Source organism: Cobetia sp. 3AK (assembly GCF_029846335.1).
In the GTDB taxonomy this organism is placed as follows: Bacteria; Pseudomonadota; Gammaproteobacteria; order Pseudomonadales; family Halomonadaceae; genus Cobetia; species Cobetia marina.
This window is the reverse complement of record NZ_JARWKR010000004.1, coordinates 166134-190299: the sequence shown is the minus strand read 5'-3', so window position 1 is coordinate 190299 and position 24166 is coordinate 166134. Positions and strand designations below refer to the sequence as shown.

The following is a 24166-nucleotide window of genomic DNA, read 5'->3' as shown; positions in this document are numbered from 1 at the left end:
CATGGTGGGAGGACACCCTGTCAGGCTCACGCTGGGCGGCACCATCAGAACGGTGCCAGATTCAGGAAGAAGCGCTGCATCCAGCCCATGTTCTGGGCCTCATTGATATAGCCGTCGCCCACGTATTCAATGCGTGCGCTGGCCACCTGGGTGGACTGCACGGTGTTGGCCGAGGAAATCGTGCGCGGGTTCACGACCCCTGAAAAGCGGATCGACTCGGTGCCCTGATTGATCGCGATGCGCTTCTCGCCACGCACCTCGAGATTGCCGTTGGGCTGCACCTGACTGACCGTCACGGTGATGGTGCCGGTGAAACTGTTGTTGGCATTCGAGCCACCGCTGCCGGTGAAGTCGTTGTCGCCCTCGATATCGGCATCGGTACCATCCAGCAAGCCGGTCATGAAGTCGGGAATGGCGCTCAGCGAGAAGCCGACGCTGCCATCGCGACTCGCGTTGCTGGCCGAGCTCTTGCTGGCACTGACGTTCTCATCCAGCAGAATGGTGATGATGTCGCCGATGGCACGCGGGCGTCGGTCCTCGAACAGCGGCTGATTGCCATAAAGCGGCTGGAAGATGGCGCCATTGGCCATCGGCTGGGGACGCGGCTGCAGCGTGGATTCCAGTGGCGTGGTGTCCACCAGCGGCTCGCTTGGGACATAGGCGCAGCCAGCCCCCAGCAGCATCGCGCCCAGCAGGCCCGCAATTCCTGCTCCACGCACAGACGCCCGCCGCACGGCCTGCCGTGACGCCTCTACCCTGCTCACCAGATCACACGAAAGCGACATGCCAGGCCCCTTACATCTGGACCAGACGCTCGAGCATCTGATCGGTGGTGGTCACGGCCTTGGAGTTGATCTCGTAGGCACGCTGGTTCTGGATCATGCCCACCATCTCTTCCACCACGTTGACGTTGGAGGTCTCGACGAAGCCTTGATAGAGCGTGCCAGCCCCATTGAAGCCGGGCACGCTGTCGCTGCGTGGCCCAGAGGCGTCCGTCTCGGAATAGAGGTTCTCCCCACGACTGAAGAGGCCAGCGGGATTGATGAAGGTGGAAAGCTGCAGCTGCCCGACTTCGGTACTGTTGGTCGCGCCCGGCTGGGTGACACTGACCACGCCATCCGAGGCGATATCCACGCTCAGCGCATTGGCCGGGATGACGATCGCCGGGTCCAGCGGATAGCCACTGGACGTCACCAGCTGGCCAGTACTGTCGAGCTGGAAGGACCCATCGCGGGTATAGGCGCTGGTACCATCCGGCAGCATCACCGCAAAGAAGCCCTGCCCGTTGATGGCGACGTCCTTGGAATTTTCCGTCTGCTCCAGATTGCCCTGGATATGCAGGCGCTCGGTGGCCACGGTTCGCACCCCGGTCCCCACCTGCAGGCCCGAGGGCAGCTCCGTGGTGGCGGATGAAGCCGCGCCCGGTTGGCGCAGATTCTGATAGAGCAGGTCTTCAAATACCGCGCGCGAACGCTTGAAACCATTGGTCGAGACGTTGGCCAGATTGTTGGCGGTCACGTCCATCTGCATCTGCTGAGCTTCAAGGCCGCTCTTGGCCGTCCATAGGGCACGAATCATCTGATGGGCTCCGCAATCAGGCTTCGGTGTCAGTCGAGACCAAGCAGGCTATTGCCCCGCTCGGCCATGCGCTCCGCGGTCTCGATGCCTTTCATCTGCATCTCGAAACCGCGGGCATTGTTGATCATGGCGACCATGGCATCGGTCGCCGAGACATTGCTGCCTTCCAGCGCTCCCGAGACGACACGCACCTCGGGGTCCGCCACCAATGGCGCGGCCGGCACCCCCTCGGCGGTCAGCGGCTGGCGAAAATAGCCGTCCGCCCCACGCTCCAGCGGCAGCCCACCGGGCACGCTCTCGGGGTTGACCAGCTTGAGCTGTTCCTGCAGCACCATGGTGTCCGGTGCATCCGCCGCCGAACGAGCGCTCACGCCACCATCCGCGGCGATGTGAACGATGGCATTGAGCGGCAGCGCGATCGGCCCGCCATCGCCCATCACCGGCAAGCCACCCGATGTCAGCATGCCGTCGGCGTCGATCTGCAGGGCGCCGTTGCGGGTGTAGCGTTCCTCGCCATCCGCGCCCTGCACGACCAGCATCCCCGGGCCGTCGAGGGCGACATCCAGCGCACGTCCGGTGGACTGGATCGTGCCCTGTGCCATGGAGGCCCCAGAGGTGGTCAGCTGGCTGGACACCCGCGTCGGCAGGCCCTCGCCCTGGACATCCACGGCGCGTGACAGGGTCAGCATCTCGCGAAAGCCCGTGGTGGAGACATTGGCCAGGTTATGCCCGGCGACATCCTGCGCCGCCAGACTTCGCTGGGCACCGCTCATGGCGGTGTAGAGCATCCTGTCCATCACCGACTCCTCCTTTCATCAATCGTTGCGGTCAGTGGCCGCCAGTCACAGAGGTCAGGCACGGCGGTCAGTGGCCAGGTGCCGCCACCACACCGTGTCGCGACACATCACCCTTCAGCGTGGATCAACGCAGGTTGATCACGGTCTGCTGGACTTCATCCTGGACCTGGATGGTCTGGGCATTGGACTGGTAATTGCGCTGAGCGACGATAAGATCCACCAGCTCCGTGGTCAGATCGACATTGGAGGCTTCCACCGCGCCGGACACGACATCGCCGAAGACACCCTCCCCCGGCACGCCCACCAGCGGCTCACCGGATTCCGCCGTCGCCAGCCAACCATTGTCGCCATTGGGCCTCAGCCCCTGATCATTGGCGAAATTGGCCAGCGCGATGGTACCCAGCGTCTGCTTGAGCTCGTTGGAATAGCTGCCGATGACCCGGCCATCATCCTCGAAGGACACCCCCACCAGGCTGCCCGAGGTATAGCCATTCTGGGACAGCGAGGTGACTTCATAGTCATTCGCGTACTGGGTGCTGCCGGAGAGATCGATGCTGAAGTTCAGGTCCTGCGCCCCATTGGAGAGGGCATAGGTCATGGCTGTGGGGGTGTAATCCGCCAACTGGCCATTGGCGGCGAAACTGATCTGCTCGACCTGAGCATCGAACTCGACCGTCGGCGCCGTGCTGCCGGCATTCACCTGTGACTGGTAGTCGGCCGACTTGCCCGCGAAATCCATCACATGCTGGACATCCCAGGTGTTGTTGCCGGTCTTGGTATAGAAGGAGGTCACCACATGCTCGCCGCCCAGGCTGTCATACACCGTCATCGCCGAGGCGTAGTCATAACTGGCGGGGTCCATGGGATCGAAGGTAGTGGAGGTGGCCTCGGCCTCGGCATCCAGATTGATGGAAACCTGCGCGCCGAAGATGCTGTTGGCCAGATTGTCCTGGGTGGCGCTGGCGGCCAACGGCGCCGTCGGCACCTGCAGCACGACCGGCTCCCCGGTGACTCGCTCGCCCGCATAGCCCGTCAGCTGGGCGCCCTGTGCATTGACGATGAAGCCGTCGGCATCGATGTTGAGCTGGCCATTGCGCGAATAGACGACCTGACCGGTACTGTCGGCAAAGCGTAAAAAGCCTTCTCCGGAGATCGCCAGGTCCAGATCACGCCCGGTGGTTTCCAGGGACCCTGTCGAGAAATCCTGGGAAATGGTGGCGACCTGCACCCCGATACCCGCCGCCTGAGAGCTGGCGTAGAGGTCCGCGAACTGGGTCTCGGATGACTTGAAGCCCACCGTTTCCGAGTTGGCGATGTTGTTGCCGATCACATCCAGATTGGTCGCGGCAGCACTCAAGCCGCTCAATGCCTGTGAAAACGCCATGATCTGTCCCTTGTCTCGCTATGTGAATGAGATCCCGAGCAGCATCGTGATACTCGGGGTGGCCGCAGCCTCTTTCCAGCGGCGCGTGTCGAGGGCTCAACGACTCGCCTCCCGCGCCGGCGCATGAGCTCAGAGCACCTGACGCACGGCCGCAAGTTCCACCACCCCAAGCTGCGGACCAAGGTCCAGCTGAGCCCCGCTCTCGGATTGATTGACGCCACTGACCACGCCATAACTCAGTGTCTGCAGGTCGCTGTAGGGCTCACCGCCACGCTCGGCACTCACCGCCAGCTGGTAGGCGCCATCCCCGGCCTGACTGCCATCCTCCAGCAGACCATCCCAGACGAAGCCATGGATGCCGGCGTCCAGCGCCCCGAGTTCGAAGGTCTTGACCACGCTGCCATCCGCGGCGAGCACCTCGACCCTGGCATCATCCACCGCTCCTTCAAGCTCGATCCCGAAGGGCGTGGAGGTGGCATTGCCCACCAGCACGGCATCGCCAGCGACCAGCACGCCCTTGTCGATCAGGCTGGCGGCCTGCAGGGCTTCACTGCTGGAAATCTGGGTGGTGATGCTCTCCAGGGTCGTGTTGAGCTCCTCGATCCCGCTGACCGTGCTGATCTGAGCCAACTGCGCCGTGAGATCGGAATTCGAGACCGGGTCCATCGGGTCCTGGTTCTGCATCTGTGCCACCAGCAACGTCATGAACTGATCATTGAGCTCCTCGGTGCCGCTGGCAGACACGGCGCTGGCAGCCGCGCTCGAGGGGGTGGTGGAGGTCTGGTTCAGGCTGCTGAGCAGACTGGTATCTAGCGTCGCCATGCGATTACCCGGTAGCGGAAAAAGCGGTCAGAAGGCAGAAGCGAGGGGCAAGGCATCCCACGCCCGGGCTCACTCACCCAGCGTCAGTGTCTTGCGCAGCAACGACTTGGAGGTATTGAAGACCTCGACGTTGGCTTCATAGGATTTGGAGGCGGCGATCATGTCGACCATCTCGGCGATCGGGTCCACGTTGGAGAAACTGACGTAGCCCTGCTCGTCCGCCAGCGGGTGATCGGGACGATATTCCTTGCGTGCCGGCGCATCACTCAACGCCACCGAGCTGACCTGAACACCGCCCATGCCGGCGCGCTGATCGAGAGGCTGGCCGAGAGTCTGACCGGTGAAGGACGAGTTCATGCCCGTCAGGGCAGTGGCGGCCTGATCGGCCTGACGGGCAAGCGGTGCATATTCAAAGACCACCTGGCGGGCCTGATAGGGCTTGCCGTCGGGCCCGGCGACGCTGTCGGCATTCGCCATGTTGCTGGCGATGGCATTGAGTCGCTGGGATTGCGCCGCCATCGCGGAACCAGCGACATGGAAGAGACTGAAATCAGGCATCAGCTGTTCTCCGATTGCATGGCCAGACGCAGGCCCTGGATCTTGCCGGTCAGCAGCTCAAGACTGGCTTCGTAATGCAGGCTGTTGTCGGCGAAACTGACGCGCTCGACGTCCATGTCCACGGTATTGCCATCCAGACTCGGCTGGGTGGGCACCCGGTACATTAGCTCGACGCCGGCCAGCGTTGCGGCTCCCTGCGCCGCCTGATGCCCGGCCCGCGGCGTAGCCAGGGAAAGGGCCGCAGGCGCGCCCGCGCTGGCGGACGTCGCCTTGGCGAGCGCCGAGGAAAAGTCAAAATCCCGCGCCTGATAGCCCGGGGTATCGGCATTGGCGATATTGCTCGCCAGCACCTGCTGACGCTCGGCGCGCAGGCCCAGCGCCTGCTGATGAAAACTCATGAGGGCATCAAGTCGATCAAACATGGGGTATCCCGGCCTTGCACCCTGGCGTGTCGGCCATGGGTGATGTCCATTGATCAGCTCACCATCGGGGAGCTTGACTCAAGCAGGAATGAGAATAGTCAGCCGGCGCGAGGATGAAGGTAGGAACAAGCCCCTTTATCGGGGCTATTTCTGGTAATGCCCGATCGGTGGGCGTCATACAATCGTGTCACGCTCGGTTTGCATGCCGATGGCCGATGACCAATGCCCAATGCCCAATGGCCGATGCCGATGCCGATCCCCGACAGCAGACACCGTCGACGGCAGGCCCTCCAGCCAAGAACAGCTCTGCGGGGCAATCCGATCACGACATGAGAGAGAGCATGACGCCGACTTCAGCAACCACAGCCTCCCACTGGCGCAGCGCAGGACTCGCCCTGCTCGTCGGGTGGGGACTGTGCGTGCCGACCGCCCATGCCGCGCCCTCCTCGTCGACGGCACCGACACCTGAGCAGGCATTGCGTCACCAGCTGCAGGCGTTCTTCGCCGCCCCCGAAGGCGACACCGTCACGATACGCCTGCCCAAGGATGCCCCGCTCGGCCCGCCCGACAAGCCGGGCGTGCAACTGGAAGTTCGACGTCTTCCGGCACGCCTGGCTGACTGCATGCCGGCGACGCTCAGCGCCTATCCAGATGGCCATGACCGCCTGTCACCGGGCCTAAAGCGCCTGCAACTGGCATGTCCCGATGGCCAACAACACCTGCTGAGTCTGCGCCTGGAACGCTTTGACTGGCGCATGAGCGCCGCCCGAGCACTGGCAAGCGGAACCCCCCTGACCGCACAGATGCTGCGCCCGCGGCTGACGGCACTCGGCAAGCTGCGCGGCGAGGGTTTCGCGCAAGCCGGGCAACTGGCAGGATTTTCCACACGCCGCCGCTTGCGAGCGGGGGACGTCATCCGCGACAGTAGTGTGCAAGCCATCCCGCTGGTGAACTTCGGGGATACGCTGACCTATCAGGTGGATGGCAAGGGCTTCAGCATGCAGCGCAGTGCGCGGGCTCTGGAGTCCGGTGCACTGGATGACCGCATCCGCATCGAGCTTTCACCCGGCCACTGGGTGCGCGCTCGAGTGATCGGTCAGCGTCTGGTCGCCCCCTGAGCCGATGTGTCCGCCTCGCTCACGAACACGATGGCTCTGGTACCCGACGTCCCAGATGGCTCATCGAGGCTAAAGCTGGCTCGCCAGCCGCCGATACTCGATTGGAGCGCAGGATGGATGCCTGCGCTCGCAAAGGCACCGCGACACGTCCGCCTCTCATCAGCTGAAGCGGACGCCCATCATCACAGAGGACAGGCCATGAAGATCGAACACGGCGGCCCCCTGCAGCGCAGTGAGACTCACGGCACACGTGAGCTGCGCCCGCAGGCAAGCCAGGAGACGGCGACCACCACGTCACCCCCCGGCGACTCCACCCAGGTCGAGTTGTCGAGCAGCAGCATCGATGCCGGACAGGATATCGACCAGGCACGCGTGGACAGCCTCAAGCAGGCCATCGCCGATGGCAGCATCAAGATCGATGTCGATCGCATCGCTCAGGGTCTGATCGACGCCTTCGAGGGTGACGCATGACCCTCACGACCGCTTCCCCCCTTGAGCTCAAGGCGATCTTTCATGGCCTCGAGCATGAGCTGAAGCACTTCATCGCCCTGCTGGAGCAGGAACAGCGACTGTTGGGACAACGCCAGCCCCAGACCAGCGCACTGGATGAGATACGCCAGGCCAAGCTGGCCAACGCCGGCCGACTTGAGGCGCTGGAAACTCGCCGACGTGACTGGCTTGCGCAGTCAGGTCTCTCCAATGACCCGCTGGAACTGCAGACGGCACTGGCCGGACAGCCGCAGCTGGCACAAACGTGGTGGCAACTGGTCACCCTCACTCGCCGCGCCCAGGCGCGCAATCGCCTGAGCGGAGATCTGATCCGCCAGCGCATGGCGCTGCACAGTCGGATTCTCGACAGCCTGCATGAGCGGGCGCCCGGTCACTATGGTGCCGATGGCCGCCCCGGCGCTGCGCCTGCACGGCTGAACGTCTCGGCGTGAGCTCCCGCGTCGCGCTCTCCCTTGTCATGCAGTCCCTCGACGCCCCTCACTTGCCTCCTTGCCGTTCTCACTGTCCTTGCGGCTTTCACCGCCCATGAAAACGACAAGGCCCGGTCAATGACCGGGCCGAAATTCTGACCGCCTGAATGACTGGTGGATGCCTGCCGTGGGTAGCTACCACGCACGGGCGCAGGGCGTGAATGCTCAGCCCAGACTCTCCACCTCCAGCACCAGCTGGATGTCTTCCAGCTGCGCCGCGGGCGCCAGCACTCCACGACCGTTGCGGTAGACCCGCAGAGAGAACGGCGCCGTGGCGAGAATGGTCTCCGGCAATGTCAGTTTTCCACGTCGCGCGTCCAGCAGCGCGCAATGCGATGCCTGACACAGCATGACCTGCCATTCCCCGGGCGCCGAGGGCAGATGGTAGCGCCAGTGGATCGCCCCGATACGCGTCCTTTCAGGCGCCATCAGCCCCGAATCACGTACCGCAGGGCCGATTGCCAACTTGCGGGTATACCATTCGCCCCGTTCACGAATGGTCACTGACTCCACGCTCATCATGACGGCGGCACTACCCGCCTGTACCGATGGCACAGCACCGAACGCCCCCAGCAGCACCGCTGCGGCCATCACCATCGGCACCCGCCGGCCCGGCCGCCACGTCGCCGATTCCGTGTCTGGGCGAAGCAGGAAAGAAAAAGGGTGAAACACGTCTGACTCCTTGACGATGACTCATTCATTGATGGGGCCTTGCGGACGAGCGCCGCCCACCTGACTCCCTTCAGGCGGCACGCCCGCCGATCATCCGCGTGACGCGCAACTCTCTGTCGTCGGGGATTTCCGCCTGAGACAGCACTGCCAGATGCTTGAAACGTCGACGCAGGAACCGCGAGAGCAGCGGGCGCAGGGAATGCCCCACCACCAGCACGCAAGGATCTCCCTGCGCATCCTGAGCCGTCACGGCACTCTCGGCATGTTGCATCAGCGTATCGGCAAGTCCGGGCTCCAGGGCGTTGCCGTTGCCCAGCGCCTGCATCAACACCTGTTCCAGCTGAGCCTCGAGACCGATCACCCGCAGCACACGTTCCGCGCCGAACCAGTACTGGGTAATCGCACGTCCCAGCGCCACCCGCACCATGGCCGTCAGCTCTGCCGGGTCCTGGGTGCGGGGTGCGTGCTCGGCCAGTGCCTCCAGAATGCTGCGCAGATCGCGAATGGACACCTCCTCATCGAGCAGGGTGTGCAGAATGCGCTGCAAGGTGCCCTGGCTGACCAGCGCCGGCACGACTTCCTCCACCAGCCCCCCGTCCTGCGGCCCGAGCTTTTCCAGCAACTTGCTGACTTCACTGCGGCCCAGCAGCTGCGAGGCATGGCGTGACATCAGATGATTGAGGTGCGTGGTGATCACCGTGGCGGTATCCACCACGGTATAGCCGTAGACCTGGGCCTGCTCTCGGGTGTCCGGCTCGATCCAGACCGCAGCCAACCCGAAGGCCGGCTCGGTGGTGGCCACGCCCGGCAACTTGCCCGAGACCTTGCCGGGATTGATCGCCAGCCAACGCCCCGGATACGCCTCGCCCCGGCCGACCTCGGCGCCCTTGAGGCTGATGACATAGTGATTCGGCCCAAGTTCGAGGTTGTCGCGGATATGCACCACCGGCGGCAGGAAACCGATATCCTGGGCGTACTTGCGACGCACTCCCTTGATGCGCGACAGCAGCTCACCGCCCTGGCGCACATCCACCATGGCGATCAGCCGATGGCCGACTTCCATCGCCAGCGGCTCCACCAGCCGCACATCATCCCAGCTGGCCTCACTGACCTCCTGAACCGCCGCGGCTGGCGCAGGCGCCTGCTCCTGCGCTGATGCCTCGCCTTCCTGGCGTTCACGTCGCCCGGCCCACCAGGCCAGCGCTCCCAGCATCACGGTGAAGAAGATGAACACCAGATTGGGCATGCCGGGTACCAGCCCCAACAGCCCCATCACACCGGCTGCCAGCCACAGTACCTGAGAACTCATGAACAGCTGGCCGATCATCTGCTGGCCAACATCCTCATTGGTGTTGACCCGCGAGACCATGACCCCGGCCGCGGTGGAGATCACCAGCGAGGGAATCTGGGCCACCAGACCATCACCGATGGTCAGCAGCGTGTAGGTGCGGGCTGCCTCATCCATGCTCAGCCCATGCTGGCCGACACCGATGATCAACCCACCGATGATGTTGACCACCATGATCACGAGCCCCGCCACGGCATCACCGCGCACGAACTTGCTCGCGCCGTCCATCGAACCGAAGAAGTCGGATTCCTCGGCCACTTCGCGACGCCGCTCACGCGCCTGGTCCTCACCGATGAGGCCGGCATTGAGATCGGCATCGATCGCCATCTGCTTGCCGGGCATCGCATCCAGCGTGAAGCGCGCGCCGACCTCGGCGATACGCCCCGCGCCCTTGGTGATGACCATGAAGTTGATGATCACCAGAATCGAGAACACCACCAGCCCCACGGCAAAGTTGCCGCCGACCAGGAACTGTCCGAAGGCTTCGATGACCTTGCCGGCAGCGTCTCCGCCGTTGTGTCCCTCAAGCAGCACGACGCGTGTCGAGGCCACGTTGAGCGAGAGCCGCAACAGGGTCGAGAACAGCAGCACGGCGGGAAATGCCGAGAAATCCAGCGGCTTCTGAGCGAACATGCTGACCATCAGGATCATGATCGACAGCGCGATGTTGAAGGTGAACAGCAGATCCAGAATGAAGGGCGCCAGCGGCAGCACCATCATCGAGAGGATCATCATGATCAGCATGGGCCCCGCCAGCACCTTCATCTGACCTGGCGTGCCGAGACCCATGCGATCCAGCAATGACAAGAGAGCATTCATGCAAACGGCTCGTCTGGCGGTGAAGACGCACGCGGATCGCGCGGCCTGGAAGAGGATGGTGTCGCTGGCGGCGTGCTGACGGAATCGCCTTCGCCGGCATCCGTATCACCGGCGTCGGTGCCACCGGCGTCAGCGTTCGGGGATTCGTCAGCGCTCCCCGTGTGAGCTTGTGCCTCCGGCGGGACCTGCAGGTCCTGCGGCACCTCGAGACCCTCGGGATCACGCGGCCGAAGCCCCCCGTGGTCTCGGGCGCGCTTCAAGCGCATGGCCCAGGCGAGCACCTCGGCGATCACCTGATAGAGGGCAAGGGGGATTTCCTGCTCGAGCTCGACGTGGGCATGCAGGGCACGCGCCAATGGCGGAGCATTCAGGACCGGCACGGCATGCGCCTCCCCGAGCTCGCGAATGCGCAGCGCTACCTGATCACGTCCCTTGGCCACCACGCGTGGCGCGCGCATGTCCGACTCGCGATAGACCAACGCCACCGCGAAATGGGTCGGATTGGTGACGATGACGTCCGCTCGCGGCACCTCCGTCATCATGCGTGCCCGCGCCATTGCCTGCTGCTGCTGACGAATGCGCGCCTTGACCTGAGGGTCGCCATCCGTCTCCTTGTGCTCACGCTTGATCTCTTCGAGACTCATGCGCAGCTTCTTGGCATGGCTCCATAGCTGATAGGGGACGTCCATCAGGGTCGGCACGATCAGCATCACGACCGCCAGCGCCGTGCATCGCGCCACGAGCGTCAAGGCATCCGCCAGCGCGTTGTCCAGCGGCATCAGCATCAAGGCCATCAACTCCTGGCGCTGCGCATGCAGATACAGCACCACCACCCCGCCGACCAGCAGCGACTTGGCAATCGTCTTGGCCAGTTCGGCCAGGGCCTGACTCGAGAACATCCGCCCGATGCCCTTGATCGGATTGAGTTTGCCAAGCGAGGGAGCCAGCGACTTGGTGGAGAACATCCACCCGCCCAGCAGAATAGGCCCGACAAGCGCCAGCACGACCAGCAACGCAAACAGCGGCAACAGGGCGATCAACGCCTCCTGCCCCAGCATCAAGGCATTGGCGAGCATGACGCGACTATCCAGTGCCAGCGTGCGATCGAAACCGAAAGCCTGGCCCAGGATGCGCTCCAGGGTATCGCCCAGCACACCGGCATACAGCCACAACGCGCCGGCGCCACCGCCCAGCAACAGGAAGGTCGCCAGCTCGCGCGAGCGTGGCACCTGCCCTTCCTCGCGGGCCTTCTGCAGACGGTGAGGCGTCGCCTCTTCCGTCTTGTCGTCACTGCTCTGCTCGTCGGACACCTGCCGCTCCACTGCCGTCAGGCGACCAATGCCCGGGAATCATGCCCGCCATTGTGCCTCCCGACGTCAGGATCAAAGCGCGGAATAACGCCGAAAATCGACTCGGACTCGTGTCGATATCCTCTAGCTCTCAACCCCAGTCCGGGCATCACGAATCTCGCCGGGACTTGCCAGCTGTTCGAGGCGCGCCCTGAGGCTGTCGATGTTCTCTGCCGGGCGCGGATTGACCCCGTTACTGTCAGTGATTTCGCGATAGGCGGTGTGACTGAGCACCATCAGGCTGATGCGTCGGTTCACGGCGGCCTGCGGGTCCTGGCTGTCCAGACTGATGCGTGACCCCATTCCGACGACACGCACGATGCGATCGACCGCCAGCCCATGCGCGACCAGCACTCGGCGCGCGACATTGGCACGATCAGTGGACAGCTCCCAGTTGCCATAGCCTCCCTCACCGACAAAGGGACGATTGTCGGTGTGTCCGGTGATGCTCAGGTGATTGGGCAGACGCGCCAGAATCGGCGCCAGCAGGGACAGTAGCTGGGAAAGCTGTGCCGAGGGCTGCTTGCTGCCGAGGGCAAACATCGGATGCTGATCACTGTCCGTGATCTGGATACGCAGGCCTTCCGCGGTCAGCTCGATCTGCAGCTGCTCGCGCAGCTCAGCAAGCGATGGGTCTTCACGCATCTGCTGCGACATGATGCTGTCGATCTCGTCACGGATATCCGCGAAACGCGCCTCTTCCGCCAGTGCCTGACGCTGCATGCGCGAGACATCCGCGCCCTTCTCCCCCTGGACTTCCTCGGCCATGAATCCCCCACCGGGAATGGCACTGCTGGAGGCGGAGTTGCGATCACCGCCCAGCAGCGAGATTTCCAGCGGCGCACCGAAGTAGTCGGAGATTTCCCTGAGGTCTTCATCAGAGGCATTGGAAATTACCCACATCACCAAGAAGAAGGCCATCATCGCCGTCATGAAGTCGGCGTAGGCAATCTTCCAGCCGCCGCCGTGATGGCCCTTCACGATCTTGGGTCGCTTGATGACGATCGGTCTGCGCGTCTCACTCATGCGCCGTCTCCCCGTGTCTCGGCGTCCCCGTCGTCAGGATGCTTGCGCTCATGTCAGCCGGCTCCCTTGTTCTTGATGTCGCGAACATGTTCTTCCAGCTCATTGAAGCTGGGGCGTTCGGCGGTGAACAGCGCCTTGCGGCCAAACTCGACGGAAATCTGCGGCGCATAGCCATTGAGCGAGGCCATCAGGATGACGCGGATGCACTGCATCATCTTCACGGCCTCATGCACTTCGTGCTGGATCTTGTTGGCCACCGGCGTCACGAACCCATAGGCCAGCAGAATCCCCAGGAAGGTGCCGACCATGGCATTGGCGATCAGGACGCCAAGCTGAGCAGCGCCCTGATCCGCGGAGGCCAGCGCATGCACGACCCCCATGACGGCAGCCACGATCCCGAAGGCAGGCAGTCCGTCCGCCACCGCAGACAGCGAATGGACCGGGATCTCGGTCTCGTGCTTGAAGGTCTCGATCTCATGCTCCATCAGGGATTCCAGCTCGAAGGGGTCCATGTTGCCGCTGACCATCAAGCGCAGATAATCCGTGATGAAGTTCATCAGAATCGGGTCCGACAGCACGCGCGGATACTCCGCGAACAGCGCGCTCTCCTGGGGATTGTCGATATCCTGCTCGATGGCCAGCATGCCCTGCTGGCGCGACTTGGAAAGCAGCAGATACAGCAGGCTGATGACTTCCATGTACAACGACTTGTTGTAACCGCGCGTTCGCTTGAGTCTGGAGAACGCCTTGCCGGTCGCCTTGATGGCCTTGCCATTGTTGCCCGCCAGGAAGGCACCTACCGCCGAGCCGAAGATGATCAACAGCTCAGCGGGCTGCATCAGCACCGCCAGATGCCCCCCCACCATCAGATACCCACCCAGGGTCGACCCGATCACCACCAGATAACCTATGAAAAGCAACACAACCACCCCCTTGGCATGCGATCGACCTCACGTCTCAACGGTTATCGGCCGCACGTGGGAGGTCTTGAGGGTCATGTGGGAAAACGTTCACGCATTGCCTTGCCGGCCGTTGCAGGCACAAGACGTGAGAGCGCCCACAACCAGAGACGTGTCGCTGCCGCACTCAGGGCAACAAAAAAGGCTCACCGGGAGGCGAGCCTTTCTATCGTGACACCAAAGGGACCAAGAGGCGCATCAGCCGAGCTTGACCGCGAGTGCCTCGCGCTGCATGTCCTGCTCCCGAGCCTTGCGACGCGCCGCTGTCTTCCCGGCACGGGAAGGCGGCTGGCAGATACCGCACACGTAATCATGCGAGGGGGTATGGGCATGAATCACGAAGTGGCCGGTACAGGTCTGGCAGGTCGCCAGGTCCAGCAGTTCACTCTCGAAGAAGCGCACCAGTGTCCAGGCGCGGGTCAGCGCCAGTACCGGCTCCTCCTCCCCCACGTGCTCGAGGTAGAAGCGATACGCCTTGACGAAGGCATCCATGCGCGGCACACCCTGGGAGCGCAGGCGACGATAGAAGCCATGGAAGAGGGACGCGTGCAGGTTGGGCTGCCAGGTCATGAACCAATCCGTGGAAAACGGCAGCATGCCCTTGGGCGGGGAGACGCCGCGCACCTCCTTGTACAGCTTCACCAGACGCGCACGACTGATTTCCGTCTCTGTCTCGAGCACCTGCAGACGAGCCCCCAGCTCGATCAATTCGACCGCCAGCTGCAGCTGCTGCAATTCATCCACCAGACTCTTCTGACTCATTGTCCAGCACCGCCCAGGCGGGTGACCGAGCCCGCCTGACGTGCATTCAACAACATGGCCGTGTGCATGGCACCGAAATCCTGGTCGCGCCCCCCCTGAAGCACTCCCTTGAGCTGAGCCGCATCATCCAGGGCCAACTCACACAACAACTGATTGCAGGAAGACAGCGATACCAGCTGACTGACACTCATCCCGGACAATATATCTGCCATTTCCTGACTGAGGCCAAGACGTACCCTTGCCATATCGACATCTTCGGCCAGCAAACGCTGCACGAGAAGAAGATAGGAGAGATTGACACTCTGGATATCGTTGAGAAGTGAAGACATAAAGGTTCCCTGAATAGCCTGATCTTATCGAGATCAACACAAGAAAACGGCTGATCCATCGCCAGACCTTATGATTTAGATGTAGTGACCCTACATTTCTGGTATGTCGTTTCTGCGGGACATGAAAATCATTACCTGAGTAACACCTCATGTACTGGCGATTCTAATACCAGTATCGCGATCAAACCAGCGTTATCCTGAACAACCCTTTTCAAACGCTGTGATCGATAGGAAGAAACAGCTCAAAAAACCACGAAAAGCAGGCAACTCCTGCAAAATAATGCGAAAAATACGCCATAAAAATATTCTGCAACATATGGATGAGAAACTTAATCCCAAAAAGAGCAGACTACCCTCTTGCACTGTCACAACATGAGAGCAAGGTTGAACAAACCTTGTATTGCATATTGATGAAATGACGCGCCATATAGACCTGCCATCGCATTACCGGGATTGTCGGATAGCGCCAATCACCCCACACCCTCTTCCTGGCCTGACATGACGCTTGATCAGGGCAGGATGCGGCTGCCCGACAATCCGCATATCTCGGATCAGGCGGCTGAACAGGCACTGGGACGATGACGAGTCTGTCGGGACGATTCCCAGTGCATTTATTGATCCAGATCAACAATGGGTTACCGTCGATAACGCCCTACCCTGCATCAAACTTAAACAATTATAATATTCTAATTATAAAGGCGTTCTTACCCACGGTTATTTCAGGAATCCCGGTGTCCTGCGCAGCCACCGGCATGCCATGCACGCCAAGGCCTGCGTACGATCTCAGGGGGCTTCTCGCCCATCCGCCCTGGGCCCTTTACCACTCGTCCCCTGGTGTGACCAGAGGTGGGCAATCTCGACGATGCACTGAAACAGCGCCTGGGGGATGGTGCGACGCGCAGGCAATCCCTGCGCAAGCAGCGCCACCAGCTCTGGCGAGGCATGGACGGGAAGCCCCACTTCAGTGGCGTGCTGCTGAAGACGCGTGCCCAGGGATTTTGCCAGACCGCAGGGGAATGCTCGCTCTGCGGGCTCTTGGGGCTGAGAGCGGATATCGACGTCGGCAGCCCCGTCTTCGCTGCCACTGGCGGTCTCGAACATTGCCGGGCCATCAGCGTATCGCGGCGGTCCCATTGCCTCACCAGGGCGGCGTACGTGAACGCGAGGGGCAAGGGCGTGCAATGCCTGAGGCAGGCTCTCGAGCAGCGCATCCCGCGCAACGGCATGCCGTGACTCCAATATCACGACAAGCGCCACTGGCGATGCGAGTTGATACCACAGAAGCGTGGCCTCCAGCACGGCTCCCTGCTCGGCCGTGAAGGTCATGACGACCCGCCACTGGGCCACGGCCTCCTCTTCACTGTCCGCCTGCCCCGCCAACGCCGTCACACTGGCAACAGGCAAGACCTCTCGGGGCCCCTGCTTGCGTGACCCCATGCCTCGCGGTCGCGGAGTCGGCGGAAAGTAGAGGCTGAAGAAGGCATGCAACCCCGGCAACAGCAGCCCCTGCCAGTTGAGAGGTTGCCCCAGCACCAGACGCAATTGCTGCTGAAGCACGCCTGGGTCAGCGCCCTCCCACTCATCGACATCTGTGGCGATCGCAGAGCTGGCGTGCTGCATCCCCTCACGGTAGGCGTTCACCGCCTGTGACTCGCGAGTCGCAGGCTCCCTGCGCGAGGCAAGTGCCGGGTATGCCATCAGCGCCGTGGGTATCGCCACCCCCGAATCGGGACGTGTCGACACCCACGGCAGCGACACCCGAGACTCCGAGACCGGCAGATAGCGTGCCTGGGTCAGCAGCAGCGCCTGACGCCAGGCAAGCAAGGCATCCAGACGGGCCGTCGAGGTCTGGGGATGAGCACTGAGGTCGGCAAGCGGGGTCCGTCCTTGATACCAGTCCAGCAGGTCAGCCTCATAGAAGAGACCGCTCTGACTGATCTGCTGGCGCAATGCCGCAGCCAGAGGAACGTGCGGGGTGGCCGAGGCGATCTCGTAGGCAAGGCCCGGCAATGGGCGACCACTCGCGAGCCACTCCTGCAGGGAGATCCCTGCCGGCATCTTGATACCGCTGGCAGCGGAAGACGTATCGGCAGGCAGGCGACTCAACGCCTCGAGTAGATCAGAGATCAGATGGGCACGATCCGTCAGCTGCACGGCGGCCGCCGGCGACTCAAGACCCGACGAACGACGGGATGCGTCGGTGTCGGGCTGAGCCCCACCGGCAAGGCCCGGCGTGCGCGTTACCGGAAAGACAGTCCCCGAATCCGCCGCCGGGGGTGGCTGGGCCGTGCGGCCCAGCACCTGGTGGAGCAACCCATCGATCAAGGGAGTGATGCCTGTCATCACAGCGCCTCCCCTGGTGTAGTGGCGTCATGCGCGGCGCTCAACGCTCGATAGGATGACGCTCGGCATTGCCAATGGCCTCATCCGGCCCGAACCGACTCAACTGAGATGCTGGCGATGTCCGTAACTGCGCGCCAGCTTGCGCCGAGTCCCCACATCGCCAAGCACTTCCTGCAACTGCGCCTTGCGCGCATTGAGCAGCGTCGTCAGCTCCGCCTCCATGCTCGTCAGCCCCTTCAGCTGACGCTCAAGATACTCACGAGCCTCCGCGCTGCCGGAATCCGGCATGCGCAGCGATTGCATCTGCTCGATATAGCGCGTCTGACCCTGTATGACACCCGGCCAGTCTCCTGCGCGCGCTGCCACCAGCATGTTGGACATCTGAGTGAAGAGCGCATCGCATAGAGCGGACGCTTCATCCACTGATGGCGCATCGATTTCCATGATCATGACTGTCCCTTGTCGTGAGCCGCGATCTGACGCCAGGCCTCGCCCAGCTCGCTGAGCAGGCGGCGCGCTTCATCCAGCTTCTCCACACTGTTGGACAGATTGGCCTGGAGCAGCAAGCGGGCAATGTAGTCATACATACGATCCAGGTTGGCGGCGACGTCCGCTCCCTGCTCGTGATCCAGACAGGCACGCAGCCCATCGGTGATGATGTTGATGGCCTTGGTCAGAGATTGTCCCTTGGCCACGATATCGCCTGCCTCCATCTGCAGACGGGCCGCGGCCAAGGTGCGATCAGCTCCCTCGAACAGCATCACGATCAGCTGGTGGGGACTGGCAGACAGGACTCCGGATTCCACGCCGACACGGGCGTAGGCATTGGCCCCACGATAGCGACTCATGACGTTTGTCTTCCTTTGTTCATAGCGTATTCAAGGCCTTCAACAGCCTGATGTCAGATGTAGGGTGGCGGCGTTTGATCACCTGGCTGGCTAGTCGGTCAGGTTCCAGCTGTTTTCCAGAGTTTCCAGCTGTCCCGTCAGGTAATCGCTGGTCGAGGTCAGATTGGCGACCAGAATGTCCAGCGCCGTGAACTGTTCCCGGTAGCGCTCGATGGTGGCGTCAATGGTGGTCTCGGTCTGCTCGTACTGACTCTCGAGACTTTCCAGCGAGCTTTCGATGCTTTCGGTCGTGTTCTCGAGGGTACCGTCATCGCCGACCACCTGATCCAGCAGGCCAGCCATCTGACTTGCGAAGCCCACGCTTCCCGCCTCGCTGTCCGAGATGAAGAAGCCGGACATGGCGGCCAGCTGCGTGGCATCCGCCTCATCGACCATGGCGCTGTCGAACTCAAGCTTGCCATCGTCCGTGCGAGTGACTCCCAGCGAGGACAGCGCATAGAAGTCCCCCTCACTGGTGAAATTCAGCGCCGAGGTGAGCCGGCTCTCGATGGTTCGCAGCGTCGAATCGCCCAGCAACTCGCCCGCCGTGCCTTCATCGGCATTGAAGGCGGTGTAGTTGTCGATGGTCTTCTGCAATTCGTTGTAAGCGGTGACGAAGGCCTGCAATGCCGAACTCGCCTTGTCCGGGTTCTCGGCCACCGTCACCGTGCTCGGTGTCGTGGTCACGTCGCTCAAGACGAGACTGAGGCCATCCACGGCATCGTCGATCTCATTGGAGGTGCTGTGCATGGCGATGCCATTGACACTGAAGCTGGCATCCAGCGGCTCCACCACCTGCTCGACCTGACTCGCGGATGGCGCGGCGGGGTCGAAGCCAAGCAGGTCCTCCAGCGCCGGCTCTTCACCGCTGGTCGACAGGCTGATGACGGAGTCCTTGCCGGTCTCCCGGGAGGTCAGCACCAGACGATACGGCGAGTCAGAGCCGTCGTTGACGATGGAGGCGCTGACCTCAAGCCCTGCCGCATTGATGGCATCCCGGATGCCTTCCAGACTGTTGTTGCTGGAGTCGATCACGATCTCGGCGGTGCGCTCGGCGTCCGCCACATAGCCATCGTCACTGCCGAGACTTCCAAGCGAGAGCGTCAGCGTGGTGGCCGTCCCGCTCCCGATGGCCTCATCGCGATGGGTCTGCCCCCCGGTCGCCAGGCTCTGCGCCTGCGCCAGCTGGGAGACCGAGACCGAATAGCTGCCCGGCTCCGCGATATTGGTGGCGCTGGCACTGACGCCACTGCCACTGGCGGTGGTCGTCATGCCGGCATAGATATCGGGATCAGCCAGGGACGCTGCCGCCGTGTCCAGCGACTCCAGACGACTCTGGATCGTCCCCCAGGCCGACAGCTCCGCCTCGTAGCTGGCCTGCTTGTTGGCAATCGGCGTGAGCTTCTGGCGCTCGGCGCTCTCCAGGTCACTCAGCAGGCCATTGAGGTCAAGCCCCGACCCTATCCCCAGCGATGAAATCGTCGCCATAAGCCTTCCCCTTGAGCATTAGCGATATTCTGGCATGCCGTTCGCTGCGCCATCGGGCGAAAAAGCACGCATACCACACGCAATTGTGTCCCGGTTGCTGCATTTATCGGCCACATCAGCAATCACTTGAGTCCCGTGGCGTCATTTCTTCATCACCGATTCTCGCCCCCGCTCGCTCGCCTTCTGCGCCGTCCACTACAAAAAAGTAGTCGCTCTACAGGGGCTACGACGTTTCGCCTACCGCGCCGCAAACGTTTGCGCGTCATACTGTCGCCCATGGTGAACCCGTCAGGTAAATGACTGGATCGACTCGCCCCTGCCTCATTCAAGGACTGAGACGTGAAACGACAAGGCCTACTCAACGCGCCGCTCAGCGGGCACATCGCTCGCCTCGGCCATACCCAGACCCTGGTGATCGCCGATGCCGGCCTGCCGATTCCCGCCGATATCCCCTGTGTGGATCTGGCGGTCATTCCCGGGCTGCCGGCCATGCTGCCGGTGCTCGACGCCCTGCTTGCAGAGCTGTGCATCGAAGCCGTGACCCATGCCAGCGAGCTGGCGGTCAAGAGCCCGGAGCTTCACGACGCGCTCTCGACCCGCCTGGCCTCACTGGAGCAGCGTGACGCCAAGCCGCTTGAGCGCCATGTGATCGAGCACGAGGCCTTCAAGGCCGAACTCCCTAGGGCCAGCGTGATCGTGCGCACCGGTGAGTGCACGCCCTACGCCAATCTGATCCTGCATTGCGGAGTTCCCTTTTGATGGGCATGCAGACGCAAGATGTCACGCATCCGACCCCGCAAGCGCCCAAGGTCAATGAGGACGCTGCCCCGCGCGTGCTGATGGCATTGCGCGGGATCGACAAGGGCTTTTCCGGGGTCAGCGTGCTCAAGGGCGTCGACCTGACGCTGCGCGCCGGCCGCGTGCATGCGCTGGCTGGCGAGAACGGCGCAGGCAAGTCGACGCTGATGAAGATTCTCTCCGGCGTGTATCGCTATGACGCGGGCACCCTGTGGCTTCGCGATGAGGAAGTCATCTTCACCACCCCACGCCAGGCCATGGACAGTCGCATCGCCATCATTCACCAGGAACTCAATCTGGTGCCGGGCCTGTCCGCCGGCGAGAACATCTTCCTCGGGCGTGAACCACGCACTGCGCTTGGCACCGTCGACTGGAAGCGCCTGCATGCCGATGCCCGCCAACTGCTGGATCGCCTGCGCCAGACACTGGATTCACGCACCGCCGTCAGTGAACTGAGCATCGGTCAGCAGCAGATGGTGGAGATCGCGCGCGCCCTGTCGCTTGACGCCGAGATCATCATCATGGATGAGCCCACCGATGCCCTGACGGACATCGAGACGGACATCCTGGCCGAGGTGGTCGCGGAGCTGCGCGGTGAGGGACGCTCACTGGTGCTGATCACCCATCGTCTCAACGAGATTTTCAGCATGTGCGATGAAGTCGCCGTGCTGCGTGATGGTCAGATGATCCATCAGGGGCCGACGGCGGAACTGGATGAGGATGGCTTGATTCGCCTGATGGTCGGCCGTGAACTGGCCGAGCGCTATCCCTATACGCCCGACAGTCCCGATGGCGAGGTGATGCTGGAGGTGAAGGAGCTTCACGCGCCGGGCGTCAATGGCATCAGCTTCTCGGCGCGGCGCGGTGAGGTGCTCGGCTTCGGCGGCCTGATGGGCGCAGGACGCACCGAGCTTGCGCGCGCGCTGTGCGGTGATACCCGCATCGCGGCGGGAAGCGTGACCTTCAACGGACAGTCCGGGCAGTTCCCCTCGCCGGCCGCGGCACTGGCGGCAGGCCTGGTCTATGTGCCGGAAGATCGCAAGCAGTCAGGACTTATTCTGGCGCACTCGGTGGCCAGCAACATGTCTCTCAGTGCCCTGCCGAACTTCTGCGGTGCGCTGGGGCGCATTCGTCACAGCGAGGAAGCCGCCGCGGTCGAGCAATTCGTCAAGAGCATGCAGATCAAGATCAGCGATACCGCCCAGGCGGTCGATACGCTGTCCGGCGGCAATCAGCAGAAGGTGTCGCTGGCCAAGGCACTGATGCCGGCACCGGAGCTGGTGATTCTCGATGAGCCGACCCGCGGTGTCGATGTCGGTGCCAAGCGCGAGATCTACCTGCTGATCAACGAGCTCAAGCGTCAGGGCAAGTGCATCCTGCTGATCTCCTCCGAGATGCCCGAGCTGCTGGGTCTGGCAGATCGCATTCTCGTGGTGGCCGATGGCCGGATTTCCGGTGAATTCAGCCGCGAGAACGCCACCCAGGAAGCGATCATGACAGCCGCCTCCGGTCTCGATAGCCCGCTGAGTGCCAGCACTGGCGCCACCCGAGCGACCCCTCCACACACGTCTTCTGATTCCCGCCACGAGATGCCGAACTGATGTCCACTCCCACTTCCTCCGCCGCCGGCGACCGTCGCCTCGACATCATGCGCCTGCTGGTCGACAACAAGGCACTGATCGCGCTGGCACTGTTGATCGCCGTCAGCGCCGGCCTGTCCGACAACTTCCTGTCTGCCGACAACCTGCTCAACGTGCTGCGCCAGACCAGCATCAACGCCATCATCGCCATGGGCGTGACCTTCGTCATTCTCACCGCCGGTATCGACCTGTCAGTGGGTGCGGTACTGGCACTGACCGGCGCCTTCGCCGCCTCGATGACCGCCGCCGGCCTGTCACCGTGGCTGAGCGTGCCCGGCACCATCATCGCCGGTGCCGCACTGGGCGCAGTCTCGGGTCTGTTCGTCGCCTTCGGACGCATCCAGGCCTTCATCGTCACCCTGGTGGCGATGACGGTACTGCGCGGCGCGACACTGGTCTATACCGATGGTCGCCCGGTCTCCATCGGCGTCAGTGAAGCCGCCGACAGCTTCTGGAACCTGGGCGGCGGCTACTGGATGGGCGTCCCGATTCCCATCTACATGATGTTCTTCGTCTATGTGCTGTGCTGGGGCGTGCTGCATCACACCCGCTTCGGCCGTCACGTCTATGCGGTCGGCGGTGGCGAGAAGGTGGCGCGCCTGTCCGGCATCAACGTCAATCGCATCAAGATCAGCGTCTACGCCATCGCGGGTGCCTTCGCGGCACTGGCGGGTGCCATCCTGGCCGCCCGTCTGGGTTCGGCACAGCCGAATGCCGGCACCGGATACGAACTCGACGCCATCGCCGCCGTCGTCATCGGGGGCACCAGCCTGATGGGTGGTCGAGGCCGCATCTTCGGCACCTTGATCGGCGCACTGGTGATCGGGGTCTTGAACAACGCGCTGAACATCATGGGGGTCTCAAGCTACTTCCAGATGATCGCCAAGGGCGCCGTCATCCTGCTCGCGGTACTGATCGACAGCCGCGCCCAGAAATAGTCTCGAACGCGCGCGAAAGACGCTTGCGATTTCATTCCCGGCAGCATCGAAGACCCTCGATCCCGTGCGCCAACCACGGGGTCATGAATCGCCAGGGTCGCCGACAACGAAGACGCCAGACGATGGCGTCGACAACAATGAAAGGAACCACGCCATGAAAAAACTGCTCGTTTCCTCGCTGACCACCGCCATCACCGCCGCCGGTCTGAGCATGATGCCGGTGCAATCCGCCATGGCGGACAAGATCGCGCTGGTCGTGTCCACACTCAACAACCCGTTCTTCGTCAGCCTGCAGCAGGGCGCCAAGGACAAGGCGGCGGAGCTCGGCCATGAGCTGATCGTGCTGGATTCCAGCAACGACGCCGCACGTGAGCTGTCCAACGTGGAAGACGCCCTGTCACGTGGCGTGGACCTGCTGCTGGTCAACCCGACCGACTCCGACGCCGTCGTCTCCAGCGTGCGTACCGCCAATGCGCGCAACGTGCCGGTGGTGACGCTGGATCGTAGCGCCAACGGCGGCCGGATCGCCGCCCACGTGGCCTCCGACAACGTCGCGGGTGGCGAACTGGCCGGCAGCTTCATCGCCGAGAAACTCGGCGGAGAAGGCAAGGTCGTCCAGCTTGAGGGCGTGGCCGGTGCCTCCGCGACACGTGACCGTGGGGAAGGCTTCCTCAAGGCCATCGAGGGTCACTCGGACATCAGCCTGATCGCCAGCCAGCCGGCCAACTTCAATCGCACCCAGGGCCTCAACGTGATGGAGAATCTGCTCCAGGCGCATCCTGAGGTGAATGCCGTCTTCGCGCAGAACGATGAAATGGCCCTCGGCGCACAGCGCGCGCTGCAGGCGGCCGGCAAGGACATCCTTCTGGTCGGTTTCGACGGCACCGATGAAGGCATCAAGGCGGTTCAGGCCGGCAAGATGGACGCGACCATCGCGCAGCAACCCTCACTGATCGGCAGTCTCGGCGTGGAAGTCGCCGACAAGCTGCTCAAGGGCGAGGATGTCGACAAGACCACCGAAGTGCCGCTCAAGCTGATCACCGAGTAAGCGCGAGCCCGCGAGACGTGACACCAAGACGCCGGCCTCGTGCCGGCGTCTTCGTCACCGCTCACCGCCGGCGCCACCGACACGCGACGACATTCACATCG

General features: G+C 62.9%; 25 protein-coding genes. 7 read left to right on the top strand and 18 right to left on the bottom strand.

Annotated elements, in window-relative coordinates; all coding sequences use genetic code 11:
* Window positions 1-44: 44 nt before the first annotated feature.
* From QD228_RS07440 to flgB, 7 genes are all read right to left on the bottom strand, one after another.
* On the bottom strand, window positions 45-683 hold the full coding sequence (locus QD228_RS07440; protein WP_127736814.1) for a flagellar basal body L-ring protein FlgH: 639 nt from the start codon (window positions 681-683) through the stop codon (window positions 45-47).
* 112 nt (window positions 684-795) lie between these two features.
* Window positions 796-1578 (bottom strand): flagellar basal-body rod protein FlgG, encoded by a 783-nt coding sequence (flgG, locus tag QD228_RS07435; RefSeq protein WP_136937770.1) that lies wholly within the window; start codon window positions 1576-1578, stop codon window positions 796-798.
* Between the two features lie 29 nt (window positions 1579-1607).
* The gene (locus QD228_RS07430) at window positions 1608-2375 is read right to left on the bottom strand and encodes a flagellar basal body rod protein FlgF (RefSeq protein ID WP_279875081.1); all 768 of its coding nucleotides are present in this window, start codon (window positions 2373-2375) and stop codon (window positions 1608-1610) included.
* A 124-nt stretch (window positions 2376-2499) separates the two neighbouring features.
* Window positions 2500-3759 (bottom strand): flagellar hook protein FlgE, encoded by a 1260-nt coding sequence (gene flgE / locus QD228_RS07425; protein WP_279874965.1) that lies wholly within the window; start codon window positions 3757-3759, stop codon window positions 2500-2502.
* A 129-nt stretch (window positions 3760-3888) separates the two neighbouring features.
* Window positions 3889-4581 (bottom strand): flagellar hook assembly protein FlgD, encoded by a 693-nt coding sequence (locus QD228_RS07420; RefSeq protein ID WP_077376223.1) that lies wholly within the window; start codon window positions 4579-4581, stop codon window positions 3889-3891.
* Window positions 4582-4650: 69 nt separating this feature from the next.
* Window positions 4651-5139 (bottom strand): flagellar basal body rod protein FlgC, encoded by a 489-nt coding sequence (gene flgC / locus QD228_RS07415; RefSeq protein WP_279874963.1) that lies wholly within the window; start codon window positions 5137-5139, stop codon window positions 4651-4653.
* The gene (flgB, locus tag QD228_RS07410) at window positions 5139-5561 is read right to left on the bottom strand and encodes a flagellar basal body rod protein FlgB (RefSeq protein ID WP_077376218.1); all 423 of its coding nucleotides are present in this window, start codon (window positions 5559-5561) and stop codon (window positions 5139-5141) included. Before flgB ends, flgC begins: the two co-directional genes overlap by 1 nt.
* Before the next feature lie 341 nt (window positions 5562-5902).
* Here flgB and flgA point away from each other — a divergent pair, with 341 nt between their 5' ends.
* The 3 genes from flgA to QD228_RS07395 all read left to right on the top strand — a co-directional run bounded on the left by flgA (window position 5903) and on the right by QD228_RS07395 (window position 7620).
* Complete coding sequence (flgA, locus tag QD228_RS07405) at window positions 5903-6679, top strand: flagellar basal body P-ring formation chaperone FlgA (RefSeq protein ID WP_167593007.1); 777 nt, start codon at window positions 5903-5905, stop codon at window positions 6677-6679.
* 198 nt (window positions 6680-6877) lie between these two features.
* Window positions 6878-7150 carry a flagellar biosynthesis anti-sigma factor FlgM gene (gene flgM / locus QD228_RS07400; protein ID WP_167593006.1) on the top strand — a complete coding sequence of 91 codons (273 nt, stop codon included), beginning with the start codon at window positions 6878-6880 and terminating at the stop codon, window positions 7148-7150.
* Entirely contained in the window at window positions 7147-7620 is a 474-nt protein-coding gene (locus QD228_RS07395) for a flagellar protein FlgN (RefSeq protein WP_279874961.1), read from the top strand. Before flgM ends, QD228_RS07395 begins: the two co-directional genes overlap by 4 nt.
* Window positions 7621-7824: 204 nt before the next feature.
* Here the strand turns inward: QD228_RS07395 and QD228_RS07390 are convergent, their stop codons facing one another.
* From QD228_RS07390 to fliD, 11 genes are all read right to left on the bottom strand, one after another.
* Window positions 7825-8256: a flagellar protein FlhE gene (locus QD228_RS07390; protein WP_279874960.1), complete on the bottom strand. Its 432-nt coding sequence runs from the start codon at window positions 8254-8256 to the stop codon at window positions 7825-7827.
* Window positions 8257-8401: 145 nt separating this feature from the next.
* Window positions 8402-10498, bottom strand: coding sequence for a flagellar biosynthesis protein FlhA (flhA, locus tag QD228_RS07385; protein WP_077376204.1), 2097 nt, complete (start codon window positions 10496-10498; stop codon window positions 8402-8404).
* Complete coding sequence (flhB, locus tag QD228_RS07380; RefSeq protein WP_279874959.1) at window positions 10495-11808, bottom strand: flagellar biosynthesis protein FlhB; 1314 nt, start codon at window positions 11806-11808, stop codon at window positions 10495-10497. The genes flhA and flhB overlap by 4 nt, the downstream gene beginning before the upstream one ends.
* Before the next feature lie 123 nt (window positions 11809-11931).
* Window positions 11932-12873, bottom strand: a complete 942-nt coding sequence (motB, locus tag QD228_RS07375; protein WP_077376183.1) for a flagellar motor protein MotB — start codon at window positions 12871-12873, stop codon at window positions 11932-11934.
* 53 nt (window positions 12874-12926) lie between these two features.
* Window positions 12927-13796 (bottom strand): flagellar motor stator protein MotA, encoded by an 870-nt coding sequence (gene motA, locus QD228_RS07370; protein ID WP_077376180.1) that lies wholly within the window; start codon window positions 13794-13796, stop codon window positions 12927-12929.
* Window positions 13797-14030: 234 nt separating this feature from the next.
* On the bottom strand, window positions 14031-14594 hold the full coding sequence (gene flhC, locus QD228_RS07365; protein WP_136937757.1) for a flagellar transcriptional regulator FlhC: 564 nt from the start codon (window positions 14592-14594) through the stop codon (window positions 14031-14033).
* Entirely contained in the window at window positions 14591-14923 is a 333-nt protein-coding gene (gene flhD, locus QD228_RS07360; protein WP_077376174.1) for a flagellar transcriptional regulator FlhD, read from the bottom strand. The genes flhC and flhD overlap by 4 nt, the downstream gene beginning before the upstream one ends.
* A 783-nt stretch (window positions 14924-15706) precedes the next feature.
* Window positions 15707-17266 carry a hypothetical protein gene (locus tag QD228_RS07355; RefSeq protein WP_279874958.1) on the bottom strand — a complete coding sequence of 520 codons (1560 nt, stop codon included), beginning with the start codon at window positions 17264-17266 and terminating at the stop codon, window positions 15707-15709.
* Window positions 17267-17365: 99 nt separating this feature from the next.
* Entirely contained in the window at window positions 17366-17716 is a 351-nt protein-coding gene (locus QD228_RS07350) for a flagellar protein FliT (protein ID WP_077376168.1), read from the bottom strand.
* Window positions 17713-18114, bottom strand: coding sequence for a flagellar export chaperone FliS (gene fliS, locus QD228_RS07345; protein WP_077376165.1), 402 nt, complete (start codon window positions 18112-18114; stop codon window positions 17713-17715). The genes QD228_RS07350 and fliS overlap by 4 nt, the downstream gene beginning before the upstream one ends.
* 90 nt (window positions 18115-18204) lie before the next feature.
* Window positions 18205-19641 (bottom strand): flagellar filament capping protein FliD, encoded by a 1437-nt coding sequence (fliD, locus tag QD228_RS07340; RefSeq protein WP_077376162.1) that lies wholly within the window; start codon window positions 19639-19641, stop codon window positions 18205-18207.
* Window positions 19642-19980: 339 nt separating this feature from the next.
* On the opposite strand from fliD, the gene rbsD reads away from it, so the two are divergent.
* The 4 genes from rbsD to rbsB all read left to right on the top strand — a co-directional run bounded on the left by rbsD (window position 19981) and on the right by rbsB (window position 24065).
* Complete coding sequence (rbsD, locus tag QD228_RS07335; protein ID WP_279874957.1) at window positions 19981-20400, top strand: D-ribose pyranase; 420 nt, start codon at window positions 19981-19983, stop codon at window positions 20398-20400.
* 5 nt (window positions 20401-20405) lie between these two features.
* Window positions 20406-22040, top strand: coding sequence for a sugar ABC transporter ATP-binding protein (locus QD228_RS07330; RefSeq protein ID WP_279874956.1), 1635 nt, complete (start codon window positions 20406-20408; stop codon window positions 22038-22040).
* Window positions 22040-23017 (top strand): ribose ABC transporter permease, encoded by a 978-nt coding sequence (gene rbsC, locus QD228_RS07325; protein ID WP_084208619.1) that lies wholly within the window; start codon window positions 22040-22042, stop codon window positions 23015-23017. Before QD228_RS07330 ends, rbsC begins: the two co-directional genes overlap by 1 nt.
* 154 nt (window positions 23018-23171) lie before the next feature.
* Complete coding sequence (gene rbsB, locus QD228_RS07320; protein ID WP_279874954.1) at window positions 23172-24065, top strand: ribose ABC transporter substrate-binding protein RbsB; 894 nt, start codon at window positions 23172-23174, stop codon at window positions 24063-24065.
* Window positions 24066-24166: the final 101 nt, after the last annotated feature.